Here is a 12280-nt window from a genome sequence, read left to right as displayed (position 1 = left end):
ACTAGGTTGGCGCGAAAGCGCGGACTCAGTTTGAGCGAAGCCCAATGTTTGATCGTTGGTATGTATAGCTCTGCCGCCAAGGAAGCAAAGACTTGGAGCTTATGGTTGCCACAATGCTCAAAGCATTTCACCGATCTTACCAACTAATTCAGAAAGCAGTTCAGCCATAGGCGGCTGTCACAGTCATTTCTACCTTCAGTACACTGCGGGCGAGCTTCGACTCTCCACAGGCGCGCGCCGGAGCGTGACCTTCGGGTACCCAGGCGTCCCAAACGGCATTCATTTCGGCAAAGTCGGCCATGTTGGCTAGCCAGAATTCGCATTTCAAGATGCGAGTCCTATCGCTGCCGACTTTGGCTAAAAGGTCTTCGACCTTGGCAAAAATGTCCTTTGTTTGTTCAGTTACCGTGGGTGCGTCCGATGTCTGGCCGCAAAGATAGGCAACGCCGTTGTGTTTGACGATCCGGCTCATGCGCTGACCGGTTTCGATCCGGGTAATGGTTATGTTTCGAGTGATTCCGGTTAGTGAAATCCATAGTGGTTTGGGTGGAGCTAAGATAGGTTATCTACCAACTCGTTTTGGTATCCAAAGAGCGCAGGCAACCCACCCGTGTGCACCATGACGACTTTCTGCCCGGGTTGGATTTCTCCTGCGCCTACCAAATGCAACAATCCAGCGAAGGTTTTTGCGGTATAGACGGGGTCAAGGAATATTCCTTCGGTGCGAGCCATCTTGTCCAATGCTGCCTGCGTCCCTCCACTGAGTTTCCCGTAGCCGGGAGGCAGCGCTTCATCCATGACCCTAACCCTGTCCTGCAAAGGCGCTGCGTCGATGTTTAACAGATCCGCCAGTTTCTGCAGAACGGTGTTCATTCGGACCATTTGCTTATCGCTATCCCGGCGTACGCAAACGCCAAACACAGAAGCAGCGTTTTCTTCTAATGCTACTCCAGTCAATAGACCTCCATGTGTTGCGCCGCTGCCTGAAGGTACGACAATCGCATCGATATCAGGCATCTGCTGACACAATTCTTGTCCAGCGACGACGTAGCCCAAAGCACCCAAAGGCGGATGGTTTAAGCCCAGGTGAATGACATAAGGATTGTGCCCTTGCGCCTTCAGTTCGTCTGCACGTGCGTGCAACGCAGCATCTGCTCCGGCTTCGTCCTCGCCCTCGGGGTAGGTCATGTGTTCGGCACCCAGAATTTGTGCCAAAAACACATTCCCAGAGCTGTAGTACGCCTCGCCCATATCCGACACACGCTCTTCCAGTTGCAGAACGGATTGCATGCCTAGTTTTGCTGCGGCGGCTGCAGCAGATCGAACAAAGTTTGACTGAACTGCGCCGGTGATCAGAATGGTATCCGCACCTTTCTGAAGGGCATCACCGAAATAGAACTCGAGCTGCCGCGTTTTGTTTCCGCCAAACCCAAGCCCGGTTAGATCATCGCGTTTAAGCCAAAGGTCGATGCCCAATTCCGAAGACAGCCTGTCCAGCCGCTCCAATGGAGTTGGGCCTGACATGAATTGGGCTCGAGGAAATCTGTCCAGTTTGTTGTCTTGTGTCATCGTCTGCCCTTCGAGTTTACGCGATCGCAAATGCGCGATGAAAGAGAACGCCGCAGGCTATCAGAGATACCACCCGGATAGCCGTTGTGACCAAGGTCTGAGGCAAACGGGGCCCCACTGCACGACCAAAAAAGCTGCCGATCAATGTCAGCGCCACGAAGCCCCATAGCTGCGGGCCATAGGCGAAGGCTTGCGTCTCGGACAGACTGTGCAACAGGAATGCGATGCCGTAAGCCACAAGCGCAATGGGTTGTACCAACTTGGCAACCTCTTTGGCTGGGCGGCCTTTCGCAATCAATCCGAAAACCATTAGGGGGCCGGGCGTTGCTGCCCAAACAGTCGCCAGCCCTGACAAGCCTGAAACGGTTGAAAACCCTGCTGCTCCAATTGAGCGATGCAAGGGCAGCAAGGTCGTTACAAGCCCAATCAGCAACAGGCTGGCTGTTAGGGCGAGGACAAACGCCTCGCTCAGCCAGGGGTAAACGACAAGGCCCACGACCACTCCGACGAGACATCCGATGATTGCCGTGCGAATGGTCTGTCGGTCGGTCTTCAGCACCTGTCGGTCCGTCGCGACCGCTGAAACAACGGTATTCAACAGCAGCAGCATTGGAACAGCCGTTGATGTACCAAGCAGGATCATCATCGGCGGTCCGGCAAGGATGCTAAACCCGATGCCGACGCCGACTTGCAGCATTGCGCCAAGGCCGATGGCAACCATTAGGATGGTTAGGTCAACGGACACCTAAATCCCCCAAGTCCCGCGCTATACTGCTGTTCCTTCAGGTCCAAGGCATGATGCCGACATAGGAATTGCGGGTCGCAACGGTATGCGCCATCTGCGCCAGTGTCGTCAAATCGAAGACGGGAAGCTGCAACTCGTCCTGAAGGCGCGTCGCATAAGGCGGCAGATCGGTACATTCCAACACCAGCGACCGTATGTCCGGCGCTTGCTGTTTAAGTCGCCGCGCCGCCTCAAGGACTTCAGCCTCAATGAGATCGGTGTCCATGCGGGTGCGCGTGTTTTGCAGGATTACTTCGGCGAATTCGCTGGTGTCCTCCAAGCCTTGTACCGCGACGGGAATACCCGCCGCGCCGACACCTTCGAAATGCTTCGGCGTCAGAGCTGACGCATCTGCAGTCAACACGCCCACCGGGGCATTCGCCCCGGTCATATGAAAGGCCAGAGGCACCTGTATCAAGCTGGATGCAAAGACGGGAACAGAAACAGCCGCAGCCAGTTCCTTTTGAAACAAAGCCAGAAATCCGCAGCTTCCCGTGATTGCCCGAACGCCCTCGGCCTCAAGCCGTTGCGCGCCCTTGATGAAGGGTGCCAGTAGCTCGGGCGTCGGGTTGTTTAGCAGGGTCGGGACGGTGATGCCGTCGATCATTTCGTAAAGAACGGGAAACGGAAGGCTGGACGGATTCTTGATGTGCCCGGGCGGTTTAGGGAAATAGCTTTCAAGGCACAAAACCCCGATCGAAGCCCCGCAAATATTTTGGCCGCCTTCATAGATTGGCATGGTGCTCAGGTCCTTTCGAATAAGGGATTTAGAAACGGGCCAGCGAGAACGGGTCCAGGTTGATATTCGGGCTGCGCCCCGAAACCAGATCAGCCACAAGCTCTCCGGTCTTTGGCGCCATCATCAGCCCGTAGTGAGAATGGCCGAAGGCGGCAAAAAGCCCGTCCTTTCCGTTCAGCGGCCCAATCGCTGGCAGGCTATCGGGAAAAGAGGGGCGCCGACCCATCCAGAACTTTGCCTCGCTAGTATTGAGGTCCGGCACCAAAGATTTTGCCTGATCGGTGAGTATCTTTTCTTTGCGCGGGTCGGCTGGCGCATCGACGCTGCCAAACTCGGCTGTACCGGCAACCCTCAGACCGCCCTGCATCGAACTTGCGACGACCTTTGCGTCCACATCCATGATCGAATTGTTCAGCACAGCTGAAGGGCTTGGAAACTCAACATGGTAGCCCCGCTCGGCAACGAGCGGCACAGATAAACCGAGAGGTCTTAGAAGATCAGCAGACCAAACGCCGGCTGCCAGAACAATCCGGCGCGCGTGCAATGTGTTTTGCAACGTGGCGAGCCGCCAGCCGCCTTCTTCGTTGCGTGCCAGTTTGGTGACTTCGGTCCGAACAAACTCGGCCCCTTGCGCACGTGCTTTTTCCGCCAATACAGCGCCCAAACGCCCGGGAGACATTGCGCGCGCCTGACCTTTGATCACAATCGCAGCCTTGAGGTCTTTCGACAGTGCTGGTTCCAGGCGCTGCAATTCAGCGCCGTCGACACGCTCCAATTCACCGCCTTTTTCCTGGCGGATCAGATAGCCAAGATCGTCCAGGTTGGCGTGCTCAGGGTTGCGGAACGCGTGGATATAGTAACTGTCCGTGATCAGTGCTTCGTGGTCCGTGCCCTGCAGGTGCCGACGGTACAGATCAATGGACGGACGACACAAAATCTCCATTGCATCTGATACTTCGCGAACCGTCTTTTCGCCAGACTTTCCCAGAAAACGCAGCCCCCACGGGATCATCTTCGGCCAGAAGGGGGCCCGGACCGAAAGCGCGCTTTTCGGGTCCAACAGCATCTGGGGCAGCTTTTTCCAAATGCCCGGAACGGCCTGCGGAATGATCGACCAGGGCGACACAACCCCCGCATTACCGAATGAGGTTTCCTGTCCCGGGTCGCTCCGGTCGATAAGACGGACCGGTATGCCCCGTTCTTGTAGCGACAGCGCGCAACAAATGCCGACGATCCCCGCGCCGATGATGGTCACTTGCTCTGTCATCGCATTAGGCCGGGGAATGGCTGCGATTGCGCGCGATCAGTTGGCTGACAATGACGGGCGAGGCGACGGCAAGCGCGATCAGGTCAGCCGTCAGGCTGGGCGCAACAAAAATCACCCCTGCGATGGCCAACAGGATGCGCGACGCGATGTTCAGCGGTTTCAGCCAGTATCCGACCACAGCTGCGGACAGAGCGATGACCCCGGCGATACAGCTGGTGGCGGTGTAGGTGAATTCCCACATGTTGAACCCGGTCGAGGACACGAACAATAGGACCGGCGCATAAACGAAGGCCATTGGCGCGATCACCTTGCCCAACCCAAGAGTAAAGGCAGAGAGACCGGTTCGGAACGGGTTGGAGTTCGCAATGGCCGCCGCCGCATAAGCCGAAGTGCAGACGGGCGGCGTGATCTCCGACACCACACCGTAGTAGAGTACGAACAGGTGGCTTGCGATCGGCGGAACACCCAGCTGCGCCAGCGCGGGCTGTGCGACCGAAACCAGCATAATGTAAAGCGCAGTGGTTGGGATGCCTGCGCCCATCAGGATGCAAACGATGGCAATGAAGACCAGCGAGATAAACAGTTGCAGGTCTTCCATCGCGAACAGCTGCCAGCTGCCGAACGAGATCATATTGTAGAGGTCTGAGGCCAGATTGCCTGCGCCTTGAGTGACCATGAACCCGATACGGAAGCCAATGCCGGTTGTGTTGATAACACCGACGACAATGCCGACGGCGGCAGCAGCGGCGCCGACGGCTAGCGAGTATTTCACTCCCAACTCAACCGCTTGCAGCATCTCGGGTACTTCGATGCGTTTCTGCGGGTTCAGCGTGGCGATCACCGACAAGGCACACAGGATCGCCGTCATCGTCAGATCGAAGCCGCCATCCGAGAATTTCCACAGCACGAAGGCCAGGAATGCCGTGGCATAGATCAGCGTGGGCGGCTGTTTAATGCGCGACATGCCTGCGATCACTGCCAGAGAAATGCCGCAGAAGGCGGACATGAACGGCGTATATCCTGTGAACAGCACGACCAGCAGACCGATCAGAGGCACGATGTTAGCCCAACCTTCGGCCCAGACGGCCTTAAGCTGCGGCAGTTGCTCTTTCGCCAAGCCTTGCAGGTTTAGCTTGCGTGCCATCAAATGCACCACCGCGAATACCCCGACATAGTGAAGGATCGCGGGGAAGATCGCGGCAATGACGATGGTGGTGTAGGGCACCTCAAGGAACTCGGCCATGATGAAGGCCGCCGCCCCCATGATCGGCGGTGTGATTTGCCCTCCGGCTGACGATGCGGCTTCGACGCCGCCTGCAAAATGGCCGGGGTATCCAAGGCGCTTCATGTTGGGAATGGTCAGCGCGCCGGTCGAAACGGTGTTGGCCACCGAAGAGCCCGAGATTGTGCCGAAGAACGCCGAGGATACCACCGATACTTTTGCCGGCCCGCCGGTATAGCGGCCCGCCAAAATGGTTGCGTTGTCGATGAAGAGTTGCCCCAATCCGGTGCGCTGCGCGATCACGCCGAACAGGACGAAATGGAACACGATGGTCGAGACAACCCAAAGGGTCACGCCATAGATGCCTTCCTGCGGGAAATACATCGACGACACGAAGGTTTTGAAGTTCACACCCGGATGCTGCAGCAAGCCGGGGAAATACGGGCCCAACAGGGCGTAAGAGATAAACACGCAGATGATCAATGGCAGCACCCAACCCAGCGTGCGGCGTGCGATGTCCAGAACCAGCAGGATGATGATGACGCCCAAAACCACGTCATAAGTGTTCGGATTGCCCATTCGGAACGTCTGTTCCTCGATCCCCAGAAACGGAATGCCGCGCCATGCGACTCCAACATACAGCGCTGCAACGATACCCAGCGCCATAAAGACCAAGTCGTACAGAGGGATGTTGCCGATACGGAACCGGCTGACTTTGAGCGCATAGAGGTTTTTTGAGCCGATAATCGGAATTGTCGCGTAGACCAGAATGAACAGCAGCGCCAGATAGATACCCATATGCCAATGGTCAGCAGGTAGGCCAAAACCGGCTGTGAAGAATTCGTAGAACGCAAGGATCAAGGCAACGACGCGCAGCACCTTGCCCGCGGTTGGCGTCACCTGCCGGACGGCGGCGCCTTCGTCGAATTGTTCTTCGATTGCGGCCAATTCCTCGGCCGTCAGTTCGTGGTCATCAAGTTTCTGGGTCTCGGACATGATGGCCCCCCGATTTCGCATAATTCCAGAGTGCGGTGCCCCGCGCAGGGGCACCGACGACAAGTGTCAGTAAGGTACAGTTACTGAAGCAGACCGGCTTCTTTATAGAATTTCTCGGCCCCCGGATGCAGCGGCACACCCAGCGCCTCAACACCATCCAGCGCCGTATCGGGAGTGATCTGCTTGCCCTTGGCGTGGCCATTGTCCAGCAGCTTGCGGGTATTGTCGTTCCACAGCGCCTTGGTCAGGCCATATACCAGTTCGTCGGACAATTCCGAAGACACCACCAGCATTGCGCTGACCGCCGGGGTCTTAGTCTCACCGTCAATGCCTTCATAGACACCCCCTGGAATGGTCGAGGGAATATAGGCCGGGATGATTTCGTTGATCTTCGCCATGTCTTCGTCGCTGAAGGAATGCAGATTCATGCCCTTGGTTGACGACAGCTGCACCATCGCGGCAACTGGCCAACCCGCAGCGTAAAAATAGGCGTCAAGCTGACCGTCAGCCAGACGCTCGGCGCTTTGACTGTTGTTCAGTTCGGCCTCATCCATATTGTCACGGTTGACGCCCCACGCGTCCAGCATCTGCAGCACGGCAACCTGTGTACCGGAACCGGCTTGCGCGATGCCGACGCGCTTGCCTTCCAGATCGCTCAGATCGTTAATGGTTTGACCGGCAGGCAGAACCAAGTGCAGATCTTCGGGGAACAGGTTGGCCACGATGCGAAGATTGGGGTGAGGTTTGCCCTCGAACTTACCCTCACCCAGATACATCGAGCGGGTGACGTCGGCTGCGGCCAGACCGGCCTCAAGCTCTCCGTTCTGAACGGCGGCGTTGTTGAACACCGACGCGGTGGTGGATTGAGCGATAGCAATCAGCCCCGGTACGCCGCACTGGCCGCCTTCTTCGCAGGGGCGCGAACCCGGAGGGGCGGAGATTCCGTTTGCGATGGTGCCGCCGATAGGGAAGTAGGTTCCGCCTGCGCCGCCTGTGCCGATGCGGAAAAAAGTTGGGTCCTGTGCCAACGCAGGGGCGGCAAGCGCGCCTGCCAGGGCCAGTCCCGTCAAACATTTCACAAATTTCATCATCATCTCCCTTGTTGGATCGTCGGATTCGGTTTGGCCGAATTTCGATCCTGCAAGCGTAGTAGCAATTTTCATAAATACAAATTTGTTATATTTCACAAAACTAAGGTTTAGCTTATATATTGACCATGAACCTAATGCAGTTGACCGTTTTTCGCGAGGTGATGGAGACCGGCTCTATCTCTCAGACCGCCAAGAAACTGAACCGCACCCAGCCTGCGATCAGTCTGGCCTTGAAGAACCTTGAAAAGACCCTTGGCCTGACGCTGTTCGAGCGTAGAGGACGGCGATTGGTCCCTGTTCCTGAAGCGCATTACCTTTTGGCCGAAACAACAGGTATTCTGGACCGGCTTGCGACAATTTCCAGTACAATGGAAGGGCTGATAAAAGGGCATTCCGGTAGTCTGAATATCGCAACAATGCCGGGCCCTTCGGCCTTCTTGTTCCCGCGATTTATTAGCCAATCGGTCGGTGAGAACCCCGAGATACGCATCACGTTGTCAACGCGCAGCTCGCCTCAGATCATGGAATTGGCCGGGACGCAGAATATTGATTTCGGCTTTGCCGACTTCCAACATTCATCCGGGAATGAGCCTCAGTATTCAACAGAACGGATCCAAGCAGATTGTTTTTGCGCCGTTGATCGTGACAGCCCGCTTGTTTCGCGCAGGAACGTATCCATTTCCGATCTCGACGGGGTCCCTATGGGGGGATTGCATGCCACGCATCCGTTCCAGCGCAAAATTCGGCAAGAGTTTAAGGATGTATCCGCTGACTATAACCCAACAGTGACCTGTCAGTACTTTCTACCTTTAATACCATTTGTGAGTTCAGGTCAGTGTTACTCAATCGTGGATCCGCTGACCGTAGCGACTGAACGAGAACTAAACCTGTCCAACGGAAAAGTATCGTTCTTGCCCTTCAAAAAACCACTAAGATACGAATACGCGCTTCTCGAGCCCGACCACCGACCACCGTCTCAATTGGCTTTAAAGATCAAAGCGGGCTGGAAAGACGAAGTTTTAAAGATGTTGGCAGGGGTTAAAGCCAACCCTCATGCAATTGGCATAGATGAAGCAGGAATCGAGCAAAGCTGAATAACATTGTTTTACCAACAAAAAACTGATGGGAGGGAATGTCCACTTGGATCGACCTACGACAAGTTGACAACGTCAGCTATGGGACCAGAACCTCCAGTTTCTTGGATCGGATCGAAGGTCGTGTGTGGATGGCTCCTGCATAGCAAGACATTTTTGAGCTGATTTCGTGCATTTGTCAGAAGCAGTCGTGTGTCCGGCCTGTTTGTGCGGCTTTGACCGCTGGCCCTGATGGGTTCCGTAAACCAAGTCCTTTACGGCTTAGCGGGCTATGATGCCCGGGACCTTCGACGGGTTGTCCTGGTTTTGGCGGCTGACTTTTGCACCATCAATTCGCTGGTCTTGCTAACTCGTTGTTCTTCCTCCTCAGGCCATATGTGGGTTGTAGGGTGTGTTACGAGTGAGAACGGCCCATACAATCCGAGCCGTCTTGTTGGCCATAGTAACTGTAGCCAGGCGGGCAGGTTTGCGTTCGAGTAGCAACGTCAGCCATTTGCTTGCGCGCTCTGGATGTGATCGGGTTTGCCTGACCAGCGATGTCATCCCGACGACAAGCAACGATCTTAAGTACTGATCGCCCATTTTGGTGATCCGTCCCAGCTTCTCTTTTCCACCGCTGGATTTATTCGCGGGCGTCAAGCCAAGCCACGCCGCAAATTCGCGGCCATTCCTGAACTGGTGCCCGTCTCCGATGCTGGCGATGATCGCTGAGGCGGTCACCGCTCCAACGCCCGGGATGGTTCGCAACAGTCTTACCCGCTCATCTTCCTTGGCAACCTGCTTCAAACGTTCTTCGTACCAGCGGACGCGCTTCTGCAACGCCATAAGCTGTTCGGACAGGTTGCGGATCACCTCATTGGCGATGTCTGGCAGATCGAGCACATCTCCGAGGGTGATGTCTTCAGCAAACCCAATGACGCGAGCCAACCCTCTGGGAATGTAGATGCCGAACTCAGCGACCAGCCCTCGCAGGCCGTTTATGAGCTGCGTACGTTGCCGCACCAAGAGATCGCGAGCACGATGAAGCGATAACAGGGCTTGTTGCTCAACCGTCTTGGTCGCGACGAAACGCATGGTCGGACGGGTAACAGCCTCGCAGATTGCCTCAGCATCAATCGCATCGGATTTGCCGCGCTTCACGTAAGGTTTGACATACATCGGCGGGATCAAACGCACGTCGTGGCCCAAGGCGGTCAGTTCACGAGCCCAATGGTGAGCCGTGCTGCAAGACTCCATACCAATCAGGCAGGGTTCTAACTTCGCGAAGAACGGCAAAACTTGTGCGCGGCGTAGCGGTTTGTTGAAGACGACACTGTCATCTCCTGCAATTCCGTGGACCTGAAAAACGTTCTTCGCCAGATCAACGCCGATTGTGGTAACGTGCATGGGGTGGCTCCTCTCATAAGCAGACTTCGACGCCTGCACTATGGCGCATCGCGACGCCGGTTGGAGCAGGAGCCATCCACCCCATCGGCTTTGTCCGCGCTCTGTGAATTTGTCCAACCACAGAATTTGCGGGCGCGGCGAATGACCGCAAAGCGGGTTGCAACCGCAGCATCAAGGCTGGGCACTCAAGGTCGGCTCTGGGCCGGAGATACTTGCCCAATAAATCTACGTTTCAGTAATTTGAATGTGGCTAGCATGACGCGAGCAGGCGTTTAGCATCAGCTTCGTGACAGGATGCAGATTTCTACAACAACATACAGCCAATTTAGGTGACTCAATGGAAGTTCTCTTTTCAACAACCCTCAAACCCATGGCTGACTTAGAAGTGGGAGAAATCGGTCTCTGCAACTTTGGCAGAGGGGCTGAACTGGCCATGCTTGTTGTCAAACTCAAGGAGGATCTTGGTTTTGCTACAATGCATGACCAGGGTAGTGATCTGTTCAGTATTCACTATGTGGAACACAGACCTGGCCTCTGCCTTTCTTATGGCCAGGACTGGAAACTAGTTATCGACCCAACTGGCGATATCCAAATGGGAGTTTACGCCTCCCCCGAAATTGGCGACATAGTTATGTGTAATGGTGCCTATGGCTTGTGCGCGTATCAGCCTCGAGGCCCCATGAAGAGCAAGATCAACTTTCCACTGACTGGCACCGTTTCTAATAGATCACCCGTTGAAGTAGTGTTTAAATCTTGGAAAATTGTCCTCAACGAGACTGATCCCGAGACTGGCTTAGCTCCCGTGATCTTCCGCCACAACCACTCTAGGCAGGTTTCGCAGTCTTGATTAGAATATTGCCAAAAGTAGGAATCCTACTGCAGTTCTTCGATCAGCATGTCCCAGTAAAGTGAAGCTCCACCTTCAAATGTCAGCTTAACACCTTCTTGGCGACCAACCCCCATTCCAAGACTTTTCAAAAACAAGGCCTGATCGTCAGCTTCTACCGAAAGCTGCTCGTTAAAGCCATTGGTGGCAGCATTTTCGCTCCCTGAGTAGGCAATTCCACCAAAATGTTCCGACCCCATGAAAATGGTGCACGCGCTGACTTTTTTGCCGCCGCGATAACAGACTGCCGTGAACCTGTTGGCATCGATACGCCTAAAGGTCCCTTCGATCTCTGGATTGCGAGATGCAAGTTCGGTCAACGAATTCTCAAAGTATTTGGCCATGTAGTCGAACGCTTCACGCAGAAAGACGTCACGATCACGGTCTGTGAACGACTTGGATACTCTGAGATTGCTTGATCTAATTCTGGGTTCGGTTATCAAAGGTGAAACCTGATGAATGGCTTTAGATAAAGCTTGGGATTGCGCTGAACCACCAGGTCGCTTTGCAGCTTTCTGAACAGCTTGAGCAACCTCCCGAAACGCTTGATCTCTATCAGGCCACTGCGTGACTGGTTTTCCGTCGGTTGGAACTCCGAGAATTTTGCCAAACGGAGTGTCGTGCCAAAGACAATCACGCAAGATAACTGGAATGACGATCGCTTCCTTACGTTCATGCCTCTCAACCGCCCGCAACATCTCCTTTTCGTAGCAATATTCAGATGCAAGAAAATCGGAACTGATCAAAAGAAGTATGATGTCATCGTTCTCAACGTGAGTGTTGATCTCGCCGCCAAACTCTTGGCCAGGATCAATCCGCCGGTCATGCCATGTTTCTATCAAACCTTGGCGTTTCAAGATTGCCAGTTGCTTTTCAAGCTGGTCGCGAAGCGCCTCGTCTGCATGGCTGTAAGAGAAGAAAACTGAGGACATCGCAATTCCAAACAATATTGTTCTGGGTGCTGTTTATCCGATTTTTCAGACGCCGACAGTGGAATAAGGGCTCTTCCCCCTTTTTGCCATGAAATTGGGGGGTGTCATTGCTGCGAAGAAGACCAATTTGGCAGAGTTGGCCGTACTGGACATTGGCTCATTTGCGGCGAAGGCTGACTTTGCCCGCTTCCGTTAGTTCACTTAGACTTTTGTTTTGCGCTCGCAGCGTAAGTTCGGCCCGACGGGTTGCAGCGTTGCGGTGACCTAACCGGATGAAGGCAGGTATGGGCCGCCAACGAAAGCGGCCCGTAGTA

The 12280-nt window shown here is 54.9% G+C and carries 11 protein-coding genes; 2 read left to right on the top strand and 9 right to left on the bottom strand.

The window, feature by feature from the left end:
* Nucleotides 1-160: 160 nt before the first annotated feature.
* From GOW16_RS17065 to GOW16_RS17035, 7 genes are all read right to left on the bottom strand, one after another.
* Nucleotides 161-505: a RidA family protein gene (locus GOW16_RS17065; protein ID WP_170417488.1), complete on the bottom strand. Its 345-nt coding sequence runs from the start codon at nt 503-505 to the stop codon at nt 161-163.
* A gap of 47 nt (nt 506-552) precedes the next feature.
* Nucleotides 553-1524: a D-cysteine desulfhydrase family protein gene (locus GOW16_RS17060; RefSeq protein ID WP_254429828.1), complete on the bottom strand. Its 972-nt coding sequence runs from the start codon at nt 1522-1524 to the stop codon at nt 553-555.
* A 61-nt stretch (nt 1525-1585) separates the two neighbouring features.
* Nucleotides 1586-2314, bottom strand: a complete 729-nt coding sequence (locus GOW16_RS17055; RefSeq protein WP_170417191.1) for a TSUP family transporter — start codon at nt 2312-2314, stop codon at nt 1586-1588.
* A 37-nt stretch (nt 2315-2351) separates the two neighbouring features.
* Entirely contained in the window at nt 2352-3092 is a 741-nt protein-coding gene (locus GOW16_RS17050; RefSeq protein WP_170417189.1) for an aspartate/glutamate racemase family protein, read from the bottom strand.
* Between the two features lie 28 nt (nt 3093-3120).
* A complete protein-coding gene (locus GOW16_RS17045; protein ID WP_368039926.1) occupies nt 3121-4347 on the bottom strand; it encodes an NAD(P)/FAD-dependent oxidoreductase in 1227 nt (408 codons plus the stop codon).
* A gap of 16 nt (nt 4348-4363) precedes the next feature.
* Nucleotides 4364-6577 (bottom strand): TRAP transporter permease, encoded by a 2214-nt coding sequence (locus GOW16_RS17040; protein WP_170417185.1) that lies wholly within the window; start codon nt 6575-6577, stop codon nt 4364-4366.
* An 80-nt stretch (nt 6578-6657) separates the two neighbouring features.
* Nucleotides 6658-7665: a TAXI family TRAP transporter solute-binding subunit gene (locus GOW16_RS17035; protein WP_170417183.1), complete on the bottom strand. Its 1008-nt coding sequence runs from the start codon at nt 7663-7665 to the stop codon at nt 6658-6660.
* A gap of 137 nt (nt 7666-7802) precedes the next feature.
* On the opposite strand from GOW16_RS17035, the gene GOW16_RS17030 reads away from it, so the two are divergent.
* A complete protein-coding gene (locus GOW16_RS17030; protein WP_254429827.1) occupies nt 7803-8762 on the top strand; it encodes a LysR family transcriptional regulator in 960 nt (319 codons plus the stop codon).
* A gap of 366 nt (nt 8763-9128) precedes the next feature.
* Here GOW16_RS17030 and GOW16_RS17025 read toward each other — a convergent pair whose 3' ends face one another.
* Nucleotides 9129-10148 carry an IS110 family transposase gene (locus GOW16_RS17025; protein ID WP_170417181.1) on the bottom strand — a complete coding sequence of 340 codons (1020 nt, stop codon included), beginning with the start codon at nt 10146-10148 and terminating at the stop codon, nt 9129-9131.
* A 337-nt stretch (nt 10149-10485) separates the two neighbouring features.
* Between GOW16_RS17025 and GOW16_RS17020 the strand changes: the two genes are divergently transcribed.
* Entirely contained in the window at nt 10486-10995 is a 510-nt protein-coding gene (locus GOW16_RS17020; protein ID WP_170417179.1) for a hypothetical protein, read from the top strand.
* Nucleotides 10996-11021: 26 nt separating this feature from the next.
* On the opposite strand, the gene GOW16_RS17015 is transcribed toward GOW16_RS17020, so the two are convergent.
* Nucleotides 11022-11966: a toll/interleukin-1 receptor domain-containing protein gene (locus GOW16_RS17015; RefSeq protein ID WP_170417177.1), complete on the bottom strand. Its 945-nt coding sequence runs from the start codon at nt 11964-11966 to the stop codon at nt 11022-11024.
* Between the last annotated feature and the right edge of the window lie 314 nt (nt 11967-12280).

This window comes from Ruegeria atlantica, assembly GCF_013033965.1.
GTDB lineage: Bacteria > Pseudomonadota > Alphaproteobacteria > Rhodobacterales > Rhodobacteraceae > Ruegeria > Ruegeria atlantica_D.
Note: the sequence above shows the minus strand (reverse complement) of the source record. Positions and strands in the feature narration are given on the sequence as shown.

What these genes read in the sequence shown, in the direction of transcription:
- GOW16_RS17060 (WP_254429828.1), bottom strand. Translation starts at nt 1,524, where the DNA reads ATGTCAGGCCCAACTCCATTGGAGCGGCTGGACAGGCTGTCTTCGGAA.
- GOW16_RS17050 (WP_170417189.1), bottom strand. Translation starts at nt 3,092, where the DNA reads ATGCCAATCTATGAAGGCGGCCAAAATATTTGCGGGGCTTCGATCGGG.
- GOW16_RS17040 (WP_170417185.1), bottom strand. Translation starts at nt 6,577, where the DNA reads ATGTCCGAGACCCAGAAACTTGATGACCACGAACTGACGGCCGAGGAA.
- GOW16_RS17035 (WP_170417183.1), bottom strand. Translation starts at nt 7,665, where the DNA reads ATGAAATTTGTGAAATGTTTGACGGGACTGGCCCTGGCAGGCGCGCTT.
- GOW16_RS17030 (WP_254429827.1), top strand. Translation starts at nt 7,803, where the DNA reads ATGCAGTTGACCGTTTTTCGCGAGGTGATGGAGACCGGCTCTATCTCT.
- GOW16_RS17025 (WP_170417181.1), bottom strand. Translation starts at nt 10,148, where the DNA reads ATGCACGTTACCACAATCGGCGTTGATCTGGCGAAGAACGTTTTTCAG.
- GOW16_RS17020 (WP_170417179.1), top strand. Translation starts at nt 10,486, where the DNA reads ATGGAAGTTCTCTTTTCAACAACCCTCAAACCCATGGCTGACTTAGAA.
- GOW16_RS17015 (WP_170417177.1), bottom strand. Translation starts at nt 11,966, where the DNA reads ATGTCCTCAGTTTTCTTCTCTTACAGCCATGCAGACGAGGCGCTTCGC.